The sequence below is a fragment of the Klebsiella sp. 64 genome, from assembly GCF_018223915.1.
Lineage (GTDB): Bacteria > Pseudomonadota > Gammaproteobacteria > Enterobacterales > Enterobacteriaceae > Klebsiella > Klebsiella pneumoniae.
This window is the reverse complement of record NZ_JAGRQZ010000025.1, coordinates 178,191-201,180: the sequence shown is the minus strand read 5'-3', so window position 1 is coordinate 201,180 and position 22,990 is coordinate 178,191. Positions and strand designations below refer to the sequence as shown.

26 protein-coding genes and 2 pseudogenes are annotated in these 22,990 nt (G+C 57.6%); 13 read left to right on the top strand and 15 right to left on the bottom strand.

Annotated elements, in window-relative coordinates; all coding sequences use genetic code 11:
- Positions 1-27: 27 nt before the first annotated feature.
- The 3 genes from KHQ23_RS17935 to KHQ23_RS17925 form a co-directional block, all read right to left on the bottom strand.
- The gene (locus KHQ23_RS17935; RefSeq protein WP_002906020.1) at positions 28-2,328 is read right to left on the bottom strand and encodes an FdhF/YdeP family oxidoreductase; all 2,301 of its coding nucleotides are present in this window, start codon (positions 2,326-2,328) and stop codon (positions 28-30) included.
- A gap of 315 nt (positions 2,329-2,643) precedes the next feature.
- A complete protein-coding gene (locus KHQ23_RS17930; protein ID WP_004148478.1) occupies positions 2,644-3,561 on the bottom strand; it encodes a bestrophin family protein in 918 nt (305 codons plus the stop codon).
- A 249-nt stretch (positions 3,562-3,810) separates the two neighbouring features.
- The gene (locus tag KHQ23_RS17925) at positions 3,811-4,734 is read right to left on the bottom strand and encodes a cation diffusion facilitator family transporter (RefSeq protein WP_004151892.1); all 924 of its coding nucleotides are present in this window, start codon (positions 4,732-4,734) and stop codon (positions 3,811-3,813) included.
- Positions 4,735-4,783: 49 nt separating this feature from the next.
- Between KHQ23_RS17925 and KHQ23_RS17920 the strand changes: the two genes are divergently transcribed.
- Entirely contained in the window at positions 4,784-4,966 is a 183-nt protein-coding gene (locus KHQ23_RS17920) for a hypothetical protein (RefSeq protein WP_004143707.1), read from the top strand.
- The gene (locus KHQ23_RS17915) at positions 4,956-5,642 is read left to right on the top strand and encodes an ABC transporter substrate-binding protein (protein WP_004200024.1); all 687 of its coding nucleotides are present in this window, start codon (positions 4,956-4,958) and stop codon (positions 5,640-5,642) included. Before KHQ23_RS17920 ends, KHQ23_RS17915 begins: the two co-directional genes overlap by 11 nt.
- 1 nt (position 5,643) lies before the next feature.
- On the opposite strand, the gene KHQ23_RS17910 is transcribed toward KHQ23_RS17915, so the two are convergent.
- The 4 genes from KHQ23_RS17910 to KHQ23_RS17895 form a co-directional block, all read right to left on the bottom strand.
- Complete coding sequence (locus tag KHQ23_RS17910; protein WP_004189893.1) at positions 5,644-6,513, bottom strand: oxygenase MpaB family protein; 870 nt, start codon at positions 6,511-6,513, stop codon at positions 5,644-5,646.
- Positions 6,514-6,617: 104 nt separating this feature from the next.
- Positions 6,618-7,049, bottom strand: coding sequence for an OsmC family protein (locus KHQ23_RS17905; RefSeq protein ID WP_002906030.1), 432 nt, complete (start codon positions 7,047-7,049; stop codon positions 6,618-6,620).
- Between the two features lie 123 nt (positions 7,050-7,172).
- Positions 7,173-7,319 (bottom strand): hypothetical protein, encoded by a 147-nt coding sequence (locus tag KHQ23_RS17900; protein WP_002906033.1) that lies wholly within the window; start codon positions 7,317-7,319, stop codon positions 7,173-7,175.
- A gap of 15 nt (positions 7,320-7,334) precedes the next feature.
- Positions 7,335-7,739, bottom strand: a complete 405-nt coding sequence (locus KHQ23_RS17895) for a YdeI family stress tolerance OB fold protein (protein ID WP_002906035.1) — start codon at positions 7,737-7,739, stop codon at positions 7,335-7,337.
- 144 nt (positions 7,740-7,883) lie between these two features.
- Between KHQ23_RS17895 and KHQ23_RS17890 the strand changes: the two genes are divergently transcribed.
- From KHQ23_RS17890 to KHQ23_RS17880, 3 genes are all read left to right on the top strand, one after another.
- Positions 7,884-8,387 (top strand): hypothetical protein, encoded by a 504-nt coding sequence (locus tag KHQ23_RS17890; RefSeq protein ID WP_004151247.1) that lies wholly within the window; start codon positions 7,884-7,886, stop codon positions 8,385-8,387.
- 8 nt (positions 8,388-8,395) lie between these two features.
- Positions 8,396-8,842: a DUF421 domain-containing protein gene (locus tag KHQ23_RS17885; protein WP_004148482.1), complete on the top strand. Its 447-nt coding sequence runs from the start codon at positions 8,396-8,398 to the stop codon at positions 8,840-8,842.
- Positions 8,843-9,160: 318 nt separating this feature from the next.
- Complete coding sequence (locus tag KHQ23_RS17880) at positions 9,161-10,156, top strand: SDR family oxidoreductase (protein ID WP_004151245.1); 996 nt, start codon at positions 9,161-9,163, stop codon at positions 10,154-10,156.
- Here the strand turns inward: KHQ23_RS17880 and KHQ23_RS17875 are convergent.
- The 5 genes from KHQ23_RS17875 to KHQ23_RS17855 all read right to left on the bottom strand — a co-directional run bounded on the left by KHQ23_RS17875 (position 10,153) and on the right by KHQ23_RS17855 (position 13,313).
- Positions 10,153-11,778: an alpha-amylase family protein gene (locus KHQ23_RS17875; protein ID WP_004184169.1), complete on the bottom strand. Its 1,626-nt coding sequence runs from the start codon at positions 11,776-11,778 to the stop codon at positions 10,153-10,155. The two genes, KHQ23_RS17880 and KHQ23_RS17875, sit on opposite strands and share 4 nt — an antisense overlap.
- A 39-nt stretch (positions 11,779-11,817) precedes the next feature.
- Positions 11,818-12,000 (bottom strand): hypothetical protein, encoded by a 183-nt coding sequence (locus KHQ23_RS17870; RefSeq protein WP_004143715.1) that lies wholly within the window; start codon positions 11,998-12,000, stop codon positions 11,818-11,820.
- Positions 12,001-12,016: 16 nt separating this feature from the next.
- Positions 12,017-12,523 carry a ferritin-like domain-containing protein gene (locus tag KHQ23_RS17865; RefSeq protein WP_004151243.1) on the bottom strand — a complete coding sequence of 169 codons (507 nt, stop codon included), beginning with the start codon at positions 12,521-12,523 and terminating at the stop codon, positions 12,017-12,019.
- A gap of 23 nt (positions 12,524-12,546) precedes the next feature.
- On the bottom strand, positions 12,547-12,762 hold the full coding sequence (locus tag KHQ23_RS17860; RefSeq protein WP_004143717.1) for a hypothetical protein: 216 nt from the start codon (positions 12,760-12,762) through the stop codon (positions 12,547-12,549).
- A gap of 365 nt (positions 12,763-13,127) precedes the next feature.
- On the bottom strand, positions 13,128-13,313 hold the full coding sequence (locus tag KHQ23_RS17855; protein ID WP_004143718.1) for a general stress protein: 186 nt from the start codon (positions 13,311-13,313) through the stop codon (positions 13,128-13,130).
- 655 nt (positions 13,314-13,968) lie between these two features.
- Between KHQ23_RS17855 and KHQ23_RS17850 the strand changes: the two genes are divergently transcribed.
- Both KHQ23_RS17850 and KHQ23_RS17845 read left to right on the top strand, forming a co-directional pair.
- Positions 13,969-14,883, top strand: coding sequence for an SDR family oxidoreductase (locus tag KHQ23_RS17850; protein ID WP_004151242.1), 915 nt, complete (start codon positions 13,969-13,971; stop codon positions 14,881-14,883).
- Between the two features lie 196 nt (positions 14,884-15,079).
- Positions 15,080-15,325, top strand: a complete 246-nt coding sequence (locus KHQ23_RS17845; RefSeq protein WP_004180069.1) for a YmjA family protein — start codon at positions 15,080-15,082, stop codon at positions 15,323-15,325.
- A 67-nt stretch (positions 15,326-15,392) separates the two neighbouring features.
- Here KHQ23_RS17845 and KHQ23_RS17840 read toward each other — a convergent pair whose 3' ends face one another.
- The gene (locus KHQ23_RS17840) at positions 15,393-16,286 is read right to left on the bottom strand and encodes a LysR family transcriptional regulator (protein ID WP_004200027.1); all 894 of its coding nucleotides are present in this window, start codon (positions 16,284-16,286) and stop codon (positions 15,393-15,395) included.
- A 113-nt stretch (positions 16,287-16,399) separates the two neighbouring features.
- On the opposite strand from KHQ23_RS17840, the gene KHQ23_RS17835 reads away from it, so the two are divergent.
- Both KHQ23_RS17835 and sra read left to right on the top strand, forming a co-directional pair.
- Entirely contained in the window at positions 16,400-17,251 is an 852-nt protein-coding gene (locus KHQ23_RS17835) for a Vmh family MBL fold metallo-hydrolase (RefSeq protein ID WP_029602101.1), read from the top strand.
- 177 nt (positions 17,252-17,428) lie between these two features.
- A complete protein-coding gene (gene sra / locus KHQ23_RS17830; protein WP_004143727.1) occupies positions 17,429-17,569 on the top strand; it encodes a stationary-phase-induced ribosome-associated protein in 141 nt (46 codons plus the stop codon).
- Here the strand turns inward: sra and KHQ23_RS17825 are convergent.
- Complete coding sequence (locus KHQ23_RS17825; protein ID WP_002906122.1) at positions 17,566-17,694, bottom strand: hypothetical protein; 129 nt, start codon at positions 17,692-17,694, stop codon at positions 17,566-17,568. The genes sra and KHQ23_RS17825 overlap by 4 nt on opposite strands.
- Positions 17,695-17,750: 56 nt before the next feature.
- Between KHQ23_RS17825 and KHQ23_RS17820 the strand changes: the two genes are divergently transcribed.
- From KHQ23_RS17820 to KHQ23_RS17810, 3 genes are all read left to right on the top strand, one after another.
- Complete coding sequence (locus KHQ23_RS17820; RefSeq protein WP_004200028.1) at positions 17,751-19,448, top strand: NAD-dependent malic enzyme; 1,698 nt, start codon at positions 17,751-17,753, stop codon at positions 19,446-19,448.
- 183 nt (positions 19,449-19,631) lie between these two features.
- Positions 19,632-20,339, top strand: a complete 708-nt coding sequence (locus tag KHQ23_RS17815; protein WP_004214036.1) for a hypothetical protein — start codon at positions 19,632-19,634, stop codon at positions 20,337-20,339.
- 396 nt (positions 20,340-20,735) lie between these two features.
- On the top strand, positions 20,736-22,451 hold the full coding sequence (locus KHQ23_RS17810) for an ABC-F family ATP-binding cassette domain-containing protein (RefSeq protein WP_211776855.1): 1,716 nt from the start codon (positions 20,736-20,738) through the stop codon (positions 22,449-22,451).
- A 36-nt stretch (positions 22,452-22,487) separates the two neighbouring features.
- Here KHQ23_RS17810 and KHQ23_RS26365 read toward each other — a convergent pair.
- A pseudogene (locus KHQ23_RS26365) lies at positions 22,488-22,814 on the bottom strand (GNAT family N-acetyltransferase); the annotation flags it as partial.
- Between KHQ23_RS26365 and KHQ23_RS26360 the strand changes: the two are divergent.
- A pseudogene (locus KHQ23_RS26360) lies at positions 22,737-22,895 on the top strand (hypothetical protein); the annotation flags it as partial. The pseudogenes KHQ23_RS26365 and KHQ23_RS26360 sit on opposite strands and share 78 nt — an antisense overlap.
- Positions 22,896-22,990: the final 95 nt, after the last annotated feature.

Genomic DNA, 22,990 nt, shown 5'->3' with positions numbered 1-22,990 from the left:
CGCGACGCCGCTCTGCGCTATACCTTTTTAGCGCCCGCCGGCCAGCGGACGGATCTCTTTCGAGCGCAGCGTCAGGCGAACGGGAACCGACTTATACGAAGGGGTGCCGCTCTCTTCATCGAGATAGTTCAGCGGCACCAGCACGTTGGCTTCCGGATAATAGGCGCCGACGGTTCCCGGCGCAATGCCGTAGGCCACCACCGTGATATCTTCCAGCGTCAGCGCGCTTCCCGGCAGCGCGGTATGGATATCCACCCGATCGCCATGCTCCAGACCCTGGGCGGCCATATCCTGCTCGTTCATAAACAGCACGTCGCGGCGGCCAAAGACGCCACGGTAGCGGTCATCCATCGCGTAGATGGTGGTGTTGTACTGGTCATGACTGCGCAGCGTCACCAGGCGCATCACGTCCTCACCCTCCACCACCACGTTCTCATGCACCCCTTTAAATACCGAGAACATGGCTTTACCGGTGGCGGTAGGCCAGATGCGCTCGGTCGGCGGCAGCGGCATGCGGAAGCCTCCAGGATGGCGAATGCGCTGGTTATAATCCTCGAACCCAGGAATGGTCTGTTCGATCAGATCGCGAATGCGATCGTAGTCTTCCACGAGGTACTGCCAGTCCACTTTGCTGGCGGGCAAGGTGGCCTTCGCCAGACCGGCGACAATCGCCGGCTCCGAGCGCAGCATCGGCGAGGCGGGCTTAAGCTTGCCCGACGAAGCATGCACCATCGACATCGAATCCTCGACGGTGATCGACTGCCGGCCGCTGGCCTGCAGGTCAAGCTCGGTGCGGCCCAGACACGGCAGAATAAAGGTCTCTTTCGCCGTCAGGAGATGTGAGCGGTTGAGCTTGGTGCCGACGTGAACGCTGAGCTCAAGGCCGCGCATCGCCGGGAAGGCGCGTTCGTGGTCCGGCATCGCCACGGCGAAGTTGCCCCCAAGGCAGATCAGCGCTTTGGCTTCGCCGGCGATCATGGCCTCCAGGGCTTTTACCGCATCGTGGCCATGATGCCGCGGCGGCGTAATCCCCATCACCCGCTGCAGGCTGTCGAGGAAAGCCGCGGAGGGTTTTTCGCTAATCCCGACAGTGCGGTTACCCTGGACGTTCGAGTGACCGCGCAAAGGACAGATCCCGGCCCCCGGCTTGCCGATATTGCCGCGCATCAGCAGCAGGTCGGCAATCAGACGCACGTTGGAGGTGCCTTTGTTATGCTGGGTGATGCCCATACCGTAGGTGACGATGGTGGCCCTGGATTTGGCGTAAGCCGCCGCAACCTGGTTCAGGGATTCGCGCGTCAGGCCAGACTCCTGTTCGATGTCCTGCCAGCGGGTGGCGTGGAGGTCATCGGCGAAGGCGGTGAATCCCTGGGTATGTTGGGCAATAAACGCGTGGTCGAGCACATTGCCCTGCTCCTCCTCCAGCTGCAGCAGCGCTTTGGCGATCCCTTTCAGCGCCGCCGCGTCGCCGCCGGCCCGTACCTGGTAGTAGGTCGAGGCGATCGGCGTCGAGCGCCGGGTCGCCATCTCCATTACGTTCTGCGGATCGGCAAAACGCTCCAGCGCCCGTTCACGCAGCGGATTGAAAACGATAATCGGCACGCCGCGGCGGGATAGCTCATGCAGGGTGCCCATCATCCGCGGGTGGTTGGTGCCCGGATTATGGCCGATGGAGATCACCAGCTCGGTCTGGTCAAAATCGTCGAGGGAGACGGTGCCTTTACCAATGCCGATCGACTGTGGCAGGCCCACGCTGGTGGATTCATGACACATGTTGGAGCAATCGGGGAAGTTGTTAGTGCCATACTCGCGGGCAAACAGCTGGAACAGCCACGCCGCTTCGTTGGAGGCTCGGCCAGAGGTGTAGAATTCAACCTCATCCGGCTGCAGGCCGCGGAGGATCTCGCCGATACGGGCGAAGGCTTGCTCCCACGCCACCGGGCGCAGGGTATCGCTGTCCCGGTCGTAAACCAAAGGATGGGTTAAGCGGCCGTAGCCCTCCAGTTCAAAATCGCTTTTTGCCAGCAGGGAAGATACGGTATTTGCCGCGAGGAATGCGGGCGTCACCCGTTTGGTGGTCGCCTCCCAGGTCACGGCTTTGGCGCCGTTTTCGCAAAACTGGAAGGTCGATTTATGTTCTTTATCCGGCCAGGCGCAGCCCGGGCAGTCAAAACCGTCCGGCTGGTTGGTACGCAGCAGCGTGGCGGGCGCCTCAAAGGCATCCATCTGGGTGCGCACGGCGATGGCCGTGGCCTTCAACGCGCCCCACCCGCCTGCCGGACCGTCATAGGGGTGAACACCGGGAACCGCGCGTCTTTTATTGGTCATCTCTTTACTCCTGCTGCTCTGTTCTGGCTGTCTCTAGCCGAAAAAGGCGTACGACAACCCCGGCGACGAAGCGTGAATCGCATTGCGTCACCTGAAAAGAATGCTGTTTCTCAAGGATAGTACGATGGGAAAGCGTAGGTACTGCGTTTGTTAACTGAATAATAACATACACCACAATTCTGTATAATTGATGTTATCTATCAGGTGTTAAATTTAACTTATTTGCAAATTTTGCGGTTTTCACCGCGGTGCTGTGACGGATAAATTGCTACGGAAAGTGATGACCGGGCAGCGAAACCGCCCGGTGGGCCAGGCTCAGGTCAGATTGAAGTAACGGTCCGGACGCAGCGTCTCCGGCAGCGGATGCTGACCGGTCATGTCGAGCAGATTGCGCTCGATGGTATTGCACATCGCGTTCAACGGCAGGTCATTGGCTGCGGTGCCGAACGGATCTTCCAGCTCTTCCGCCAGCGAATCCCACGATAAAAAGGTGTAAGAGATAAAGACCGAGACAAACGGCGTCATGTAGTGCAGATCGCCGACCAGGGCGAACGGCAGCAGCGTACAGAACAGGTAGACGGTACGCTGCAGGATCAGGGTATAGGCGAAAGGCACCGGGGTGGTGGCCAGCCTTTCACAACCGCCCAGCACGTGCGCCAGCTCGTCGAGTTTGTTGTCCATCAGCCCGTAAGTGATGTCGCTGAGCTTGCCCGCCTCCCGCAGCTGGCCAATTTCGTTGCCGGCCAGCAGCAGGATCCGGTTGGTGGGCATTGAGCTGGCGAGGATCTCCGTCACCCTCTCCTCCGGTAGCAACCGCCGCAGGTCAGCCGTCGGATCGGTTTTGCGCAGCTGGTGCTTCAGGCTCCAGCTAAAGGCCACCAGATAGCTGACGATGCGGCGATGGGCATCGTGTTCCGCCGGCAGGATATTGCGCAGCTGACGCACCAGCGTGCGTTCGGCGATAAGCACCGTCCCCCACAGATTGCGCGCCTCGACGAAGCGGCTGTAGCTGGCGCTGTTGCGAAAGCCGAGGAAAATCGCAATCGCAATCCCCAGCAGGCTGAACGGCGCCACGGTTAAGTGGATCCCCAGCTGTTCGTACCATTGATAGCTGATAATGGCGATGATCGACATCAGCACATTTAGCAGCAGGCGAAAGATGATTTTCGACAGCACGGAGCCGTGCCAGTCAAATAGGCGAAGAAACCAGTGTTGTTCTGGCCGAATGATCATTGTCTGACTTCCTGAATTACCGCTCTGGTCATTATCTCTGAATACAGAATAGAGATTATCTATGAGCCGATTGGTTTATTTTATCGTTAACTGCGATGGGCAGATCTGCGCCATTATTTAGCGATGGTAATGGCGTTTTTAGTATGGGCCTTTTTTATATTTCAGGCAATCAATGCGCCAGCAATAATGGCTCAGAAGAAAAAATAACCGCTGAGCCAATTCATTTTTCCGCTTATGCTACCGGGTGTATCAGACCGCTTTCGTCAACCCCTGCGCTTCGCAGGGATCGAGATGCACCATCACATTAAGCACCGGATGCTGCGCCAGCACCCGCTCCCGCGCGTGACGGGCAATCTGATGCCCTTCGGCTACCGACATCTCGCCAGCCACCTCGAGATGGACATCCACCAGCACCAGATCCCCCGCCTTACGGGTTTTCAGATCGTGGAGGCCCGCCACGCCCGGCGTGGTTCGCAGCGTATCGGCGATCGCCTGCTGCATCTCTTCATCAACCGCACGGTCCATTAAATCATGCAGCGCGCTGACGGCGAAACGATAGCCCATGCGCGCAATCAGCAGCCCCACCGCCAGCGCGGCGAGCGGGTCGAACCAGGCGAACCCGGCCAGATTACCGATAATCCCCAGGGCCACCACCAGGGAGGATGCGGCGTCAGAGCGGGCATGCCAGGCATTGGCGATAAGCAGCGACGAATTCAGCCGCCTGGCGGCCGCCAGCATATAGCGAAACAGCCCCTCCTTGACGGCCAGCGCCACCAGCGCCATCCACAGCGCCGCGCTGTGCACCGGCGGAATAGTTTGCGGTTGCGCGAGATGGCCCGCCGCGGACCATAGCATGCCACCCCCGACGAGCAGCAGCATCGCGCCGATGATTAGGGAGGCGCCGTTCTCATAGCGCCAGTGGCCATAGTGGTGATCGTGGTCAGACGGTCGACGGCTCTTTTTATTCGCCATCAATACCACGCCATCGGCGACCAGATCGGAAAAAGAGTGCATTCCGTCAGCAATTAATCCCTGAGAGCCGGAAAATATTCCCACGACTACCTGTAAGGCAGAAAGGAAAATATTAACCACCACGCTTACAAGGGTACTCTTTCGCGCCTGCACCGAACGCTCATGATATTTATTATCATTTTCAAAATTATGTTGTGTCATTATTTCTCTCCCTTTGTGAGCGAGAAGAATAAACTGACAAACTGAGTTTATGCTTAACAATATAAAAGCCATTGCCTTGCCGTTTAACGATATCGCGGCGGTCGGTAATGACTATTTACTGTATGTGCCGTTGGAACGCTGCAACCTTGCGCCTATGAACTATCTTTTGAAGGGTGGCCACAGGTCGGGCCACTTTAGCTTAGCCACCACAGGAGTCAGCGATGTCACATAACAAACCATCCCGGCTGCGTTTCGCCATTAATCTGGGCAATGCGGTCCTGGCCCATCTCGGGGAGACAGGAAAGCCAGCGGGCATCACCGTCGAGCTCAGCCATCGGCTGGCGACGCGCTGGGGCGTCAGCGCCGAATTCGTTCCCTATCCTGCCGCGGGTAAAGTGGTGGCTGACGCCGGTGGCGAGCACTGGGATATTGCCTTTCTGGCCATCGATCCGGCGCGGGAAGCCACCCTGCGCTTTACCTCGCCCTATATCACCATCCAGGGCACCGCGCTGGTCAGCGTTGATTCGCCCTGCCAGAGCGTGGCCGACATGGATCGCCCGGCAACCACCATTAACGTCGGACAAAACGCCGCATACGATCTATGGCTAACCCGCCATCTGCAGCACGCCAGCCTGCATCGCCTTCCCTCTTCGCAGGAGGCAATCGACGCCTTCCTCGCCGGTGAAGGGGATATGGTCGCCGGTATCCGCCAGCCGCTGGAGGCGACAGCCCGTCAGCACGCCGGGGTGCGGGTACTGGCGGATAATTTTACCGAGATCCAGCAGGCCATCTGCGTCGCCCGGGCGGACGTGGACCGTTTTCACGCGGTAAACGACGCGCTTAGCGAGTGGCGGGCGGATGGCAGTCTGCTGGCGCTGATTGCCGGTCACCTGGGCCAAGCGAACTGAATCACGCCTCCGTCATCCGGCGCATGGCGCAATGCCAGGCGCCGTTGCGTACCGAGGCGCGCAGTACGCGGGCCACGCCATGCACCATCAGGCGCGTCGTGCGCCGCTGCAGCGGCGTGAGCGACAATCCCAGCATCTCCTGCGCCCATTCCGGCAAAAGGTCAATTCCTGCGTTCATCATCACCCGGCCGACCGGCTGGCTCATCCGCCCCGGCAGACGGGTGGAGAGCAGCACCTGAGCTACCTCCCGGGTACGTTCGTCGCAGCGCAGTCGCGGGCGCATCGCCTCGAGATAGTCCGCCACCTCCTGCGGTGTCTGAGGGATATCCCGAGCCCCCAGCCGCCGGGCGATTTCCGCCGACTCACGAAAATAGTCCTCCTGGCGCTCGGGACTGACCACCGTCCGCTTGTAGCGCAGGTGGGAGGCCATAAAGCAACTGCACTCGGCGACGTGCACCCAGGTTAACAGCGCCGGGTCGCTCGCCTGATACGGGGTTCCGTCCTTATCCACCCCGGCGATCCGCTGATGGATCCCCTGTACTTTGGCGATTAGCCGTTCGGCGTCGGGGGTAGTGGCAAAAGTGGTGGCAGAAATAAACTGGCTGGTGCGGCGCAGGCGACCCAAAATATCCTCGCGAAAACGAGAGTGATCCCAGACGCCGGCCAGCGCCAGAGGATGCAGCATCTGCAGCAACAGCGCGCTAATGCCGCCGCAGAGCATCGAGGTAAAATCGCCGTGCACCTGCCAGATGGCCGACTGGGGACCAAACAGCCCCGGCTCTCCTTTGGGTCGTTCAAAGTCGATCTCTTTTAGCGCCATGCCGGTCAGGCCGAGCACCTGCGCCTCGATCATCCGGCGAATGCCGATCATGATGGTATCCCTTACGTGCAACTAAAGGACAAAAGATACCACTGTTGGACAGCATTGGGAGAGATATTGCGGAAAGAGTGCCCGCAGCACGCGGGCACGACGGCTTACGGATTCAGCTGGTAATCGAGGGTAATGTTGGCCTTCAGCACCTGCGATACCGGGCAGCCTGCTTTCGCTTTCTGGATGATCTCATCGAACGCCGCCGGAGACACGTCCGGCAGGACGATCTGGCTTTGCAGCGCGATATCGGTAATCGCAAAGCCGCCGTCGGTTTTATTGAGGGTGACCACTGCGGTAGTGTCAATGGACGTTGCGGTATATCCCTCTTCGCTGAGCATCAGCGACAGGGCCATCGAAAAGCAGGCGGCATGTGCAGCGCCGATCAGCTCCTCAGGGTTAGTGCCCTTCACCCCCTCAAAACGGGTGTTAAATCCGTAGGGCTGCTGGCTCAGCGCCCCGCTTTCTGTCGACACGGTGCCTTTGCCATGCTTCAGGTCGCCTTCCCAGTGCGCTAGCCCTTTCTTATGAATCGCCATTTGATTCCTCCTGTAGTGATGTCGAACAAAAAGTATAGTGCGTGATGCCGAAGCTGCGTCTTTTTGCAGCCTCTGGCCCCCACGTTCCCCTGGTTTTCGTGTCGTTGGTGAGGCAGGGCGACGCTATCGGCCATCCTGCGGATGCCAGGGATCGGATTTGTCATCCTTGCTGTCGTCCCGTTTACGCGGAACTTCGCCCTGCTCTCCGGGCGCCTCACGGGCAGGTTGCTTACCGCGCTCTTCGTCTTGCGAGTGAGAAAAGGTGCTCATATCGACGTGCTCCGCTTACTTAGGCGACTGCTTGAGCAGACGATCGATTCGCACGACCGGCGGCGTCATTTTGCGATCCAGACTGCCGTTGATATTGACCAGATCGTCTGGCTCTACGTGTTGTTCGTTAAACGCGGCGACCGGGATAATAACGGTGATGGTGCCGCTTTTATCACGAAACTGATAACGGTCATCTCCCTGCCGCTTGAGCAGATTGCCGCGCAGCGAAACGGTCGCGCCATCGTGCATGGTTTTCGCCTGCTCAACGGTCATGATCCGGCCATCCTCGACGCCGCGATAGCCGTCATCGAGTTTGTGCGGCGGCGGCGGCGCGGCATCCTGGCTAAACCCTCCCTTATCGTCCGCCTGCGCGACACCTACGGCAAACAGACATGCCATGGCCAATGCTAGTTTTTTCATCATGCCTCCGTTTTTTGCTGACGATGAGAATAAAGCCTGGCTGATGCTGGCCATTTTTACAAAGTCAATTGTTCTGATATCGTCTAATATAAGAATGTCCTTATCGTTACGCTCCTGGCGAAACGAAACGCGGGGAAAATATTAATGATTAAGAATCAACAGCCTTGTCCTATCGTCGATGAGAATGAACGCTCCTTACGCTTTGAATATCGTTTCCGCCGCTATGGGATAATTGTTTTGAGTCTCATCATTCTTACCGCGTTAAGCGGCCTGTGGTCCTCCGGTTATTTCAGTGAAGCACACAGGGAAACTAGTGGAGGCGAATTAAGCGTCGATTATCAGCGCTATGCCAGGCTGATGAGTGAAACCGAGTTTAATATTCAGATTAAACCGGATACGGCCAGCGACACCATTATCAGCTTCGCCGCCCCGTTATTAACCCGCTACCAGATCGGTGATATCCGTCCGCAGCCGGATAAAATGTATAGCGCCGACGGGAAATTACATCTCGTCTATCAGCGGTCGACCCCGCCTTCACCGATATCTGTGTGGTTAGCCGTTACCCCAAAAACGGCCGGTAATATCTCCCTGCAGGCGGTAGTTAACGATCGCTATTCTGTAACCTGGCAGCAGTTTGTCTATCCGTAGGAGTCGCTATGGAAATGGTCCTTAGAGCCGCAGCAATCTATCTGATCCTGTTGATTATTTTTAAGATTGCCGGCAGAAGAACCCTGATGCAATTAACCAACTTTGACCTGATACTGTTGCTGATTATCAGCGAAGCCACCCAGCAGGCGATGCTCAGCACAGACTATTCGGTTACCGGGTCGATGCTGACTATCGTCACCCTGGTTAGTATTGATATTTTGTTCGGCTATATTAAGAAAAAATTTGCTCAGGCAGAAAATTTTCTCGATGGTACGCCGGTTATCGTGGTGGAAAATGGTGCTGTCATCGACGAGAAGATTAAGCTCGTCAATATCTCTGTCGATGATATCCTGCTGGCGGCCAGGCAGCACCATGGCATTTATGAATTGAAAGCGATCAAATTCGCTATTCTCGAGCGTAACGGCCAGATATCCATTATTCCTGAGCAGGAATAGTATCGGCTTCGCTATTTATCACGCTCCGGTTGTTTATCACCTGATTCCGGAGCGCGAGTGGCGTCATCCTCTTCTTTTTCACCGTTAACAACGTTCAACATTAACATTTTTCCTCCTCGCTGGTTGTCAGGGATCCTACAAATTATAGAACGCCTTCGCCGAAGTATGTAGGATCTGCCGAAACTAACCAGGAGATGCCGCCTGATTCACATTGCGCTTATTCCAGGATATTTCCCACCTCGTCATTGCCATTGGTGAGAAATAATTAACCGATCCGTACAGTCAATATTGTGAAAGCCAAAACATAATGAGGTCACTATGTCTGTGATGGTTATTACCGGTGGAACCGCGGGAGCGGGCAAAGCTACCGCGCTGCGTTTCGCCCGCGCTGGATATCACGTGGCGCTGATCGCCCGAGACGAAACGGGTTTGCAGGAGACGCGACAGGCCTGTGAACGGTTTGGCATTAAAACGCTGGCTATTAGCGCCGATGTCGTCGATGCCGGGGCGCTGCAGCGCGCCGCCGCCGAGGTGGAAACCACCCTCGGGGCAATCGACGTCTGGATCAACAACGCCATGACCACCGTGCTGGCGCCCTTTCGTCAGATGAGCGAGGAGGAGTTTCGCCGGGTGACGGAGGTGACCTATCTCGGGTACGTGAACGGCACCCGCGCGGCGCTGGAGGTCATGATCCCCCGGGATCGGGGGGTGATTATTCAGGCCGGCTCGGCGCTGGCCTGGCGTTCAATCCCACTGCAGTCGGCTTACTGCGGAGCGAAAGCGGCGATCCGCGGCTTTACCGATGCCGTGCGAACCGAACTGATGCATGAGAAAAGCCACATCCAGTTGACCATGGTGCAACTGCCGGGGATGAACACCGCCCAGTTTGGCTGGGCGCGAAACAAAATGGATCAGGCCATGCAGCCGGTGCCCCCGGTCTATCAGCCGGAAGTCGCCGCCGAGGCTATTTACAGCGTCATCCAGCGCCCGGTCAACGAGCTGTGGGTCGGAAAAAGCACCATCCAGTCGATCCTCGGCCAGGTCTTCTTCCCTCGCCTGCTCGATCGGCTGATGGTGAAAAAAGCGTGGGAGGGACAGTTTACCGGTCAGCCAAAGTCGTCAGACCAACAGGACGACCTGTTCACGCCGGTGCGCGGCAATCATCCGGGCCACGGCCCCTTTAACGATGGCGCACGGCGTAAAGCAGTCACCATCAGCGCCGATCTCCCGGGTAAAGTCGCCGCCGGCGTCGGGGTAGCGGTGGCGACGATGGCGCTGCGGGCGTTGTTCCGTCGTTCCGGAAAACGGCGCTAACTCAGGCTGCGGCTGAACCAACGGTAACCATACCCGGAGAGTGCCAGCCGCGCATCTTTCCCGCCGTGCAGCCCATCCTGATAGAGCTTATCTTCCAGAATTGGGCTCCAGTAGCCCTCGGCCAGCGGCGGGAGCAGGACCTCTACCGCCTGCTGGCTGCAGTTGGCCAGCATCAGTACCTCCCGCGATTCGCTGCGATAGAGCAAGCCCAGCACCGCGTCGGGCTTTAGGGTAAGGAGAGTAAAAGGGAGGGATCCCGGTTCAGTATATTCCGTGCGCGCCAATACCATATTGCGTACCCGATGCAGCAGCGACCTGGGATGGCGCAGCGCCGTTTCAACATTGATCCGTTGGTAGCGGAACCGCCCGCTGGCCACCGGTTTTACCGGCAAATCATCCCGCGCCGCCCGGGAAAAGCCGGCGTTGGCCGCGGCCGACCACTGCATCGGCGTTCTGACCGCGTAGCGCTCCGGTAAGGAGAGATCGTCACCCATGCCAATCTCGTCGCCATAGCGCATCACCGGCACGCCGGGCAGCGCCAGCAGGATAGCATGGGCTAACGCTATGCGTCGGGTATCGCCGTCCAGCATCGGCGCCAGTCTTCGGCGTACGCCGCGCTGGTAAACGGACATCGATTTATCAGGGGCAAAGGTGCGGATAACCTGGCGCTTGTTGCGCTCGCCAATCCCCTCAAGATCCAGTTCATCATGGTTGCGCAGCCAGTTGACGAAGCAGCACCCGTCCGGCGGGGTCACCATCGCCTGCAGGGCCTTCACCACCGGCGCGGCGCGCTGCTGCGCCAGGCTGAGGTAGAGGTATTTGTTAAGCCAGAAATTAAGCACCATCTGCAGCCGATCGCCCTGGCCGAAATAATGACGGTAATCTTCTACCGCGACGTCCACTTCACCCAGGAGTATCGCATCGGGATTGAGGCGCTGTACAACCTGCCGGAGATGGGTCAGCAGCGGGTAGCCGCGCGTCTCGTCGCCCTTTCCGGCCTGCTTGACCAGATGTGACGCGGCATCGAGACGAAAGCCAGACACCCCAGCCTGCAGCCAGAAGGTGATAATGTTTTCGATTTCAGCGATCACCGGCGGATGGGCGAGATTCAGGTCGGGCTCGTGGTGATAAAACATGTGGCGATAATATTGCCCAGCCTGTTCGTCCCAGCGCCAGACGCTCTCCTCAACGCCGGGAAACATGGGAGGATCGTCGTTTTCCGGCGGCCGATCGGCCCACAGATAATACGGCCGCCACGGCGACCGGGGATCGCGTCGCGCCGCCTGGAACCACGGGTGCTGCGCGGAGGTGTGCTGGATCACCAGCTCAACGATCACCCGCAGTCCCAGCTCGCGGGCGCGGGCAATCAGCTCAATCACGTCAGCGATAGTGCCGAACCGCGGATCGGGCTGCAGATGATCGCTGATATCATAGCCATCATCCTGCAGAGGAGTGAGATAGAACGGAGTCAGCCAGAGCACCGTCGCTCCGAGGCTGCGAATGTAGTGTAGCTTTTGGCGAATGCCCGCGAGATCGCCAAAACCATCGCCATTGGCATCATAAAAGAGCGAACTGTCAACCTGATAGATGACCGCTCTGTGAAACCACTCTTCCCGTTGCATCACTCTCACCTCGCGTTCTGCCCGTCCCTGTCAGCCGCCTCAGCGCGATCCGGACCCCGCCCTGGCCTTCGCGCGCGGTTTGCCGACAGGCGATACGGGATTGCGTTCCGCTGGTAGCATCCTGTTCGCTACCGCGTCCACCAGCGCCTGCTGCCTGGCGGTTAATACCAGCGGAACCTGTTCCTCGGCGGCGAGGAGCGCGATGGTTTGCCGTTTGACCATAGCGTTCTCCGGCGGCTTAATGCCCGGCCTCAACGCCAGGCATATCGGTATCCATAAGATATTGCCCGGTCAGCGCTGGCAGATAATGGAGCAGCCAATCAGCCATTCCTCTCTCTTCAGCCAGGATACCCTCCAGTGTATGCATCGCGCTGTGGTCGCCTACTCTTTTCGCCGCCGTTAATAAAGCGGTATAGCAGGCGACCTCAAAATGGGCAAAAACGTAGGCAGTGATAATCACTTTAATAACCTCATCACCGGGCAGCATGATGCCAATGGTCTGTCCTAACGCCGCCACCCGGCTCATCGCATCCTTCAGCGCGGAGCGGGAAATATGGTTGCGGGCGATGATATCCTGCAGGGCGGACAATTGCCGTCGGGTTTCATAGAGATGTTGTTCAAGGCGGGTGCGTAACTGCGGTTCATTATCGAGGCGTCTGATGGTGGCCACCAGCAGCGACTCAGCCTGTTTTTCCATGGCATGCGCATCGCGAAGCCAGTTGTGATAATTTTCGATATCCGTCATATACACCTCTGATCATTAACCTTTTATTTTGACGTGGAATCTTCACTCTCTTCCGCCGCCTGGTCAGCTCGCGCTGCGCTATATCCGGATAAATGGCCAACAATATTGGCATAAATACTGATGAGAATGACCCACAGTACGCTGTCTTTCCACCAGATTAACGAGGGTATCGCCAGACCCACCCACATAACGGCGGCGACAAGATGACAGCGCTTAATAAACACTGGCGTCAACTTCATTTTATTACCTTAGGACCGAACAATATTGAGCGACCATTTTATCGACGCTCTGACCGCTGCGTCAGGCGCTAAACCTTACGCTGAAAATGTCTTTCTTTTGCCTAAGCATAAAAAAGAAAACAGCGTTGCGTATTGTCCCGTTCCGTTATTTTCTGTCTTTACCGTCCGGCTAATTTATTGCCGCTGCGGCCGTCTTTAATTGCTAGTGATGCGGCGATTTCCTCCTCACCTTTTAGTTTCCCCACATCGCGGATAATGAATGTCGTTATAGATAAATAAACCCTGAATATGCAGAAACCTGCGGACCATCTGGCCCACAGGTTTTGTCTCAACGCCGATTTGTCGGCGTCACAGCTCATCAGTCGCTAGCTGTCACCGGATTTACGACCGCCGCCATGACTGTTCTTACCACCCTTCTTACCGGCTTCGGATGCACGTTCAGGATCATTTTTAAAGTTCCCGCCGCTGTGCTGTCCGCCTTTACGCCCGGCTTCGGATGCTTTCTCACGATCTTCTGCAAAATTACCTGAACCGCCTCTATGCTCTGCCATAATTTTCACCTTTGGTTTGATCAATATCGGTTGGTAAATGGAAAATGACCCTGTTACAAATCATCGCCCTCGATATCTAACACTAGAGGAATGCCTGCAGGAGTCAAATTAATTTCAGATACCCATCCGCGCACTGACAAAATAAAGCTTTACTAACGAAGCGGTAAGATAAAATATACCTCACACAACTCCTTTATTTGACGTAGGTTATGTTCACCGGCGGGTAAAACAGAAACGTCCAACGGCCGTTTGTAAAAAAATGCAAACGATTTAATGAATAAATATTTCTTTATCCCGCGGAACACAACCCCAGGAATATTACCCCTAAAGAGGTATTACTTTATAGACCATGGTTTGCGAATGAACATCTTCATCGTTTATTCAGGCAGCACCTTCATCGTAACTTGAGAAAAAGATCATGCGCGTTACGAAAATAGCCCTTGGCCCTTGATTAAGGATGGAATAATCCTAATTTAACGTCAGCAATAATAACGCAACGCTATCCCCCGAAATACGCCAAGGATCAGTCGGTTAAGGCATACCGTTACGCCTACGATTGGCCATTGACTGCGATGTTGCGAGTCATCCAGGGTCTGTCGCCAGGAGAAGCTGACCTATTCTTAGAGCTGGCCCGTTCTGTCTGAAGGAGATGACTATGCAAGATGAAAAACCGCCAATGAAGAAGTTACCCACCTCCATGTTGCCAGAAGAGACGGCTCCACGTCCGGAGTTCCCGGAGCAAGAACAAACCCCGCCGGGTCTGGATGCGGAAATGGAGCCATCCCCGGACCACGGTGAAACCAGCTACACCGGCTCCGGGCGACTGGCCGGTAAGAAAGCGTTAATTACCGGCGGCGACTCCGGTATTGGCCGTGCGGTGGCGATCGCCTTTGCCCGCGAAGGCGCCGACGTCGCGATAAACTATCTGCCCGAAGAGCAAAAGGATGCGGATGAAGTTATCGCCCTGATCAAAGCCGAAGGGCGCACCGCGGTGGCCCTCCCGGGTGATATTCGCTCCGAATCCTTCTGCCAGTCGCTGGTGGCCGACGCGGTGGAACAGCTGGGAGGTCTGAGCATCCTGGTTAATAACGCCGGGCGTCAGCAATACTGTGAAACCCTTGAGGAACTCACTACCGAAGATTTCGACGCTACCTTCAAAACCAACGTCTACGCGCCGTTCTGGATCACCCGCGCCGCACTGCCTCACCTCCAGGCCGGAAGCGCGATTATCAATACCACCTCGGTGCAGGCGTATAAACCCAGCCCGATCCTGCTCGATTATGCGCAGACCAAAGCCTGTCTCGCGATCTTCACTAAATCGCTGGCTAAACAGGTGGCGAAACGAGGCATTCGCGTAAACGCCGTAGCGCCTGGCCCTTACTGGACGGTGCTGCAATCCAGCGGCGGCCAGCCGGACGAGAAGGTGAAACAGTTTGGCAAAGACACGCCGATGGGGCGCCCGGGGCAACCGGTAGAGATCGCCCCGCTGTATGTCACCCTGGCATCCGATGCCTGCTCATATACCTCCGGACAGGTGTGGTGCTCTGACGGCGGGGATGGTGTGGTCTAAGCCTCCCGGCATACCGACGCGCGCCAGCGCGCGCCGGTATTTTCCCGGCCAACCCTTGCGGCTATATACTGGCCCCTCGCCTCCCGGTTGCGGCAATTTTTTCTTTCCTGCACTCCGCTACTCTGGCCGCATGCTATGATGTCCGCCCGCCGCTGTGCGCTAACCCTGGCCCCGACGCCACCCCTGAGGACGACAGATGAGTAATGACATCCCCCTGAAATTTTATGACATCGTGGACGAATACGAGACCGAAGCGGCTGCGCCGGTAAAGGATGAAGAACGCGATGCGCTGGCGCGCTATTTCCAACTGCTGATTGCGCGGTTAACTAATAACGAAGAGATTGACGAAGAGGCGCAGCGAGAAATGGCCCGCGAGGCGGCCATTAACGAAAACCGCATTGACGATATCGCTAATTTTCTTAATCAGTGGGGCAACGAATAAAGCTCAACGTCAGCCTACCGGCGGAATTGCCTTCCGCCGGTGCTGCCTGGGCACGAAGCGCCTAGACTCAGCCGTGGCCAGTCTCCTCTCCCAGACGCCTCTGCAGCGCATCAAGAAATAGCGGTAATCCGTCAGGTTGGTAGTCGCGGGAAAGATAGATGCCGTAAACGCTCAACGCCTTTGGCGTCCACTCCGGAAGCACCACCTCCAGCGTGCCGCTGTCAATCGCGCCCCGGGCCTCCAGTTCGGGAAGCATCGCAATGCCGCACCCGGCAACCGCCGCCTCCAGCAGCAATGAAGATATCCCTGCGCTCAGATTACCGTTCACCGCCACCGACGCTTCCCGCCCCTGCGCATCGCTGAACTGCCAGTGCTGGCTGGCGAAATGGCTGTATAGCAGGCAGTTATGTCGTTGCAGATCGTCGGGCGTCGTCAACGGGCCATGCTGGCGCATCCAGCGCGGCGCGGCGCAGAGCAGCGAACGGCACACTCCGAGGCGACGAGCGATGGCCCCCGCTTCCGGGTTGTCGGTAATGCGAATGGCCACGTCGATACGCTCGCCGATCAGGCTGACCGGATGGTTATTGATATCCAGCTCCAGGCGCAGTAGTGGATAGCGGGCGAGAAAGTCCGGCAGCAGCGGAGAGATCAGCTGCATGGCGGTAAAGTGCGCGCAGGCGACGCGCAGTGTGCCGCTAGGATCGGCCCGCTGACGCTCGCCGGCGATTTCATCGGCGATCCGCGTCAAACCGCGGGTCTTGAGCAATACCTTCTCCCCGGCCGGGGTCAGCGTCAGCCGCCGGGTTGAGCGATGGATCAGCCGGGCGCCGGCCCAGCTCTCCATTTGTTCCAGATAACGGCTCACCATCGGGCGCGACATACCCAGCGCCCGCGCCGCGGCGCTAAGACTTCCCAGCTCGCAGATGCGCAGATACACCTGCGCAGCAATCACCCTGTCCATCACTCCCCCTGATCTGCACGTTTTATGAAACTCAGCATCTCTTGTTTCAGGAATTTTATCAAATAGCGAAATCCGTACAATGGAACGCATTCACCTGTTACTGAGAATAAATCATGAAATTATCTGCCCTTGCTGTTGCTACCGCCCTGTTCAGCGGCGCGGTCTTCGCGGCGCCTCTGACGCTGCAAACTTACAACCCGCAGGAAAAAGGACTTTTTGCCGTCAACTCGACCCTCGTTTCCGGTCCGCATGAAGCGGTACTTTTCGACGCGCAGTTCAGCGTCAAAGATGGGGAAAAGCTGGTGGAGATGATCAAGAAAAACGGCAAACCGCTATCGCGGATTGTGATCACCTCTGGCGATCCGGATTTCTATTTTGGTCTTGAGCCGCTGGTAAAAGCCTTCCCGCAGGCGGAGGTGGTCGCCACGCCGGAGGTCGTCAAACATATTGCAGCCACCAAAGCGGCCAAACTGGCGTACTGGGGCCCGCAAATGAAAGACGGCGCGCCGTCGCAGGTGTATGTCCCACAGGCGCTGGAGGCCAACAGCTTTACCATCGATGGCGAGAAAGTGACCATCATGCAGCCGCATGACTACGCGGCGTTCGTCTGGATCCGGGCGAACAAAACGATCCTCGGCGGCACCGGCGTGGCGTGGGGTATGCATCTCTGGACCGCCGACACCCAGACGCCGGCCAGTCGTCAGCAATGGCGTAATACGCTGGACCAGATGATCGCCCTGCACCCGCAGCGGGTGATCCCGGGTCATTATCTCGGCACCCCGCCGGAGGGAGACAGCGCGGTGCGCTTTACAAAAACTTATCTCCAGCAGTTCGAGCAGGCGCTGAAGACGCATTCGGATTCGGCCGGGGTGATCAAGGCGATGGAGGCACAGTGGCCGGGCCTGGCGGAGACCAGCTCGCTGGAGTTAAGCGCCAAAGTTAATACCGGTGAGATGAAGTGGTGACCCCTGCGGCGCGCAAGGAGGACTGTTCTTAATCTGGCTCCCCAGGGTTGCTATTACCGAGAAAATGGACCACCCTACCTGTGGCCGCACAAAAAACGCGCGGCCGACTTTGGGTTACATTTCATCCGGTCATTACCGGGTTTGCCCTTGAAACCAGAACAGGATAAAGGAGTCAGAATGAAATCGAACCATCAGGCACGTCATCTTCTCGGTCTGAACTATAAGCTTTCCCGGCAGAAAAAAGTGGTGCTGGAAGGCGATGAAGAAACCACCATCAACCACATCCATGCTACCGGCCGCAAACGCCGCGGTGGTTAATTTTCAGCCTGAGTGATGATAAACAACACCGTCCTGTTGCCAGGATGGTGTTTTTTTATGGCAATTGACTGCTTGTTTACCCGCTTGAAGACCTTCTGCTCTATACTCTGCCCGCTGCTTTCCACCCGCCCTTCGCTTATCGCCGCGCCGGGACTGTGGTCATGATCAAGGAGTTAGTGCGATGCAATTTACCCATAAGAAAAACCGTTCCCTGTACATCCCCTACGCGGGTCCCGTTCTGCTTGAATTCCCCCTGCTCAACAAGGGAAGCGCCTTCAGTATGGAAGAGCGCAGCAATTTCAACCTGCTCGGCCTGCTGCCGGAAGTGGTTGAAACTATCGAAGAGCAAGCGGAACGCGCCTGGATCCAGTATCAGGGATTCAAAACTGAAATCGACAAACATATTTATCTGCGTAACATCCAGGACACCAACGAAACCCTGTTTTATCGCCTGATCGGCAACCACCTTGAAGAGATGATGCCGGTTATCTATACCCCGACGGTAGGCGCGGCCTGCGAACGGTTCTCCGAGATCTATCGTCGCGCCCGCGGCGTCTTTATCTCCTACCAGAATCGCCATAACCTTGACGACATCCTGCAGAACGTCCCGAACCACAACGTGAAAGTGATTGTGGTCACCGATGGCGAGCGCATTCTCGGCCTCGGCGACCAGGGAATCGGCGGAATGGGGATCCCGATCGGTAAACTGTCGCTGTACACCACCTGCGGCGGCATCAGCCCGGCTTACACCCTGCCAATCGTGCTGGACGTCGGAACAAACAACCAGCAGCTGCTCGACGATCCGCTGTATATGGGCTGGCGCCACCCACGCATTACCGACGACGAGTACTATCAGTTCGTTGACGACGTGATCCAGGCGATTAAGGCCCGCTGGCCGGACGTGCTGCTGCAGTTTGAAGATTTTGCGCAAAAGAACGCCATGCCGCTGCTCAACCGCTACCGCAATGAAATCTGCTCGTTTAACGACGATATTCAGGGCACCGCGGCGGTGACCGTCGGGACGCTGATCGCCGCCAGCCGCGGCGCCGGAAGCCAGCTGAGCGAGCAAAAAATCGTCTTTCTCGGCGCGGGTTCGGCCGGCTGCGGTATCGCTGAACAGATTATCGCCCAGATCGTCCGCGAAGGACTCAGCGAAGAAGAGGCCCGCCAGCGCGTGTTTATGGTTGACCGCTTCGGCCTGTTAACCGACGGCATGCCTAATCTGCTACCGTTCCAGAACAAGCTGGTGCAAAAGCGTGAGCAGCTGCAGAGCTGGGATACCACCAGCGAGGCGCTGTCCCTGCTGGAAGTAGTGCGCAACGTGAAGCCGAACATCCTGATCGGCGTCTCGGGTCAGCCGGGACTGTTCACGGAAGAGATTATCCGCGAGATGCACAAGCACTGCCCGCGGCCGATCGTGATGCCGCTCTCCAACCCAACCTCACGGGTGGAAGCGACGCCGCAGAATATCCTGAGCTGGACCGACGGCGAGGCGCTGGTCGCCACCGGCAGTCCATTCTCCCCGGTTACCGTGAAAGGCAAGCAGTATCCCATCGCCCAGTGCAATAACTCCTATATCTTCCCGGGTATTGGACTGGGGGTGATCGCCTCCGGCGCGTCGCGGGTCACCGACGAGATGCTGATGGCTGCCAGCGAAACCCTGGCGCAGCACTCGCCGCTGGTCAACAACGGCGAAGGTCCGGTGCTGCCGGAGCTGAAGGATATCCAGACCGTCTCACGGGCAATTGCCTTCGCGGTCGGCAAGGTGGCCCAGGAGCAAGGCGTGGCGGTGAAAACTTCCGCTGAAGCGCTGCTGCAAGCGATCAGCGATAATTTCTGGCTACCGGAATATCGCAATTATCGCCGCACCTCGATTTAATCACGCTCACCGGGTCGACATATCGGCCCGGTTTTTAATAACGTCAGAATAATACCTCCCGCCACAGAAACGTTTTTTCCGCCTATATACATTCATCGTAAAAATATAAAACGGATAGCATTTGCCGCGCGCCCTCCGCTGTGCAAAATAGTTGTTTCTCACCCCCTCACAACGGAATGTGAAATGCTAAAATTAACCCCTGGCGCGAATAAAGCGAATGCGATTCTGATCCGTATTGTCTTGTTTCTTATCGGAGGTATCGCCATCATCACCGGAATGTGCCTCTTCAGCGGCGATATGTGGATGCTCACCCCGCGGGCGGAACAGTATCAGCCCGCCACCGGCGATCTGGTGGATGTCGTCATCTATGAACCGAGTAAATTTTTCTTCGCTCTGCTCTACGTGTTTATTATTACCCTGGTCTGGCTGTTGGCGGTACGTAAAATCCCCTGGCGGCCGATACAGCATCCTATATTACCGCTGATGGTACTGATTGCCGCCGGGATATTTATTTTCCTCCACCCGGAGGTCACCCCGGGTCGGGATGCCAGTATTCAGTACGGTAAACACAACATTTCTTACACTGCCATTTTCTGGAGCAAAACTAATTCAGATCGACATGTCACTCAACCCTCTAAATATGAAATTTTTGTTGAAGCGAAAGATCCCCGCTGGCTTATCGACAGAAACAATCTTGGCCGCGCCTGGCGCTGTGAAGTCAAGCGGCATACCCAGTTTTACACCCTGTCATTCAATGAGGGCTGGTTTCCGGACGGCGATCCGCAGGTCATGGCCCGCCAGTGTACTCAGGTAAGCGATCTGAATGCGCTCAGTGAAACGGCAATCATGATTGCCCGCCCGATCGCCACCGTCCCTGTGGAGGCACCGTAAATGAGCCAGCAAAAAAATGGTTCTGCAACCATGTTCTGGCAAACACATAAGCCCTCTGCGCCAACCCGGCATCGTAGACAAAGGCGGCGCAGGTGACAGCTGGCGGGGCCCCCTGCCAGTTTTGTCACTGGCGCGCTTTCCCTTTCCCCACTACACTGCCATCACCCATCCACTTACTGAATAAAAAAGGAGGCCCCCCATGCTGTATTGTGAAATGTTTATTGTTTCACATGCCTTAGGCAATTGCGCCAGCTCAAGCGTTATCGGTATCGTGCTGCGATAACTATGGCTTGAGCGAAGACCCTTCACGCAATCCCTTCTCTCCGGCTTACCGGGTTATCGTCAGCGAGTTTTGACGAGGCATTTGCATGCCTGTAACTCTTGAGTAAGTTGACTATGAGTACATTACTAACTGCCCATGCGCTCCACGTGGAGACGGCTTTTGGGCCGCTGTTTAACTCCCTCTCCTTCACCCTGAAGAAAGGCGACCGGATCGGTCTCATCGGCCATAACGGTTGCGGCAAAAGCACCCTGCTGCAAGTGCTGGACGGCACCCTCGCGCCCACCTCGGGCAGCGTCTCGCTCGCCGGTCAGTGTCTGATGGCCCGCGTTGAACAGCATCTGCCGGAGGCGCTGCATACGCAGTCGCTGCTGCAGGCGGTGCTGGCCCCATTACCCGCCGACGCGCGGGAAGCACAGCGCTGGCTGGCCGAGCGCCTGCTGGCGCAGATGGGCTTTACCCCGGCGGTGATGGAGCAGCAGACCGCCACCCTGAGTGGCGGCCAGCACACGCGTCTGCTGCTGGCCCGGGCGCTGATCCGCCAGCCTGATCTGCTCTTGTTGGATGAGCCGGGCAACCATCTCGATCTGCCCACCCTGCTGTGGCTGGAAAGCTTCCTGCAAACCTGGCAGGGGAGCTTTGTACTGGTGTCACACGACAACACCTTACTGGATGCTGTAACTAATGCGAGTTGGATCCTCCGTGACCAGACGCTACATTGCTTCGCCTTGCCCTGCAGCGCTGCCCGTCAGGCACTGCAGGAGCAGGATGAAAGCGCCGCGTTACGTCATAAGGCGGAGCAAAAAGAGATCGACCGGGTCAGCGCCAGCGCCCGGCGGCTGGCCACCTGGGGTCGGGTCTATGACAATGAAGATCTCGCCCGCAAAGCCAAACAGATGGAGAAGCAGGTCGCCCGCCTGAAAGACGAGCAGACCGAGCTCAGCGTCGGCCCGCCGTGGCGCCTGGTGTTACAGGGGGACGCCCTGCCGGCCGACCGCCTTTTGGAGATGGACACCCTTCCCGTCTCGCCCGCGCCGGGTCAGCCATCCCTCTTCACCACCGGCGTGGCGCGCCTGCGCAGCGGCGATCGCGTGGCCATCATGGGACGTAATGGCGGCGGCAAATCGTCCCTGCTGCGCCTGCTGTGGCAGCAGATGAACAAGGCATCGCCTCTCCCGGGGCTGCGCCTGCATCCCCGGTTGCCCCCCGGCTACTATGACCAGACGCTGGCGCAGTTGCCGGACGAGGCCAGCCTGCTCGAGGCCCTGACGCCGTTTGCCCCGTCGGCGGACACCCGTAAACGGGCGCTGATCGCCGCCGGGTTTGGCTGGGCGAGACATAGACAGAAGGTCAGCATCCTCAGCGGCGGCGAGCGATCGCGGCTGCTGTTCGTTGGCCTGTCGCTGGCGCGCTACAGTCTGCTGCTGCTGGATGAACCCACCAACCATCTTGATATGGAGGGTAAAGCGGCGCTGGCGCAGACGCTGCGTGATTACCCCGGCGGCGTGCTGCTGGTCAGTCATGACCGCCAGCTGATTAGCGAAAGCTGTAACCGCTTCTGGCTGATTGACAGCGCCGGGCTAACGGAGTGGCACAGCCTGGAGGAGGTCTATGCCCGTCTGCAGGCCGTGGCGCCCGCCCCGGACAGTCGGATCGCTTTGCAAAGTACACCCGCCGGGGCTGACGATGATGAGGAGGCGCTGCTGGCGCGGCTGATTGACCTGGAGCAGTGGCTGGCTGACGAAATGGCCCGCAAGCCAAAACATCAAAAGCCGTCACTGCAGGCACAGTGGCAAGAGGAGATTGCCCGCCTGCTTAACCAACTGACGTAATCTCCATGTCCCCCCACCGGCTAAGGCGCCACGCCCTTAGCCGGTGTTTCCGGACCGGGTAAATTGTTGCTCGGTCATTACCTTTCCCCACTGCTCCCCCTGCCATTCGCGGATTAAAGTGAAGCCAAAGGATTCATACAGTTTGCGGGCCGCGTCCAGCCCTTTAAAGGTCCACAGCTGCACCGCGCTAAACTGGCGACTATCGCAGAAAGCCATCGCCTCGCTGAGGAGCCGCCTGCCAATGCCGCTTCCCCGGCAGCTGTCATCGAGAATGAACCAGCGCAAATGCGCCTCCTGCTGGCCGAGGTCCTCGCCATCGATAGCCAGCGAGCCGACGATTTTCCCTTCGCGGATCGCCAGCCAGATCTGGTTGGCCGGGGAGGAGAGCCGGGTGGCAAATTCCGCTACGCCGCTGGCGACCTTGCCTTCAAAAAAAGCGCCAAAGTCATGATGACGGGCGTAATACTCCCCGTGCATCTGGGCTATCCGGCCGATCATCCCCGGCTGGTAGCCGGTCATCAACGAAATTTGCGGAGCCG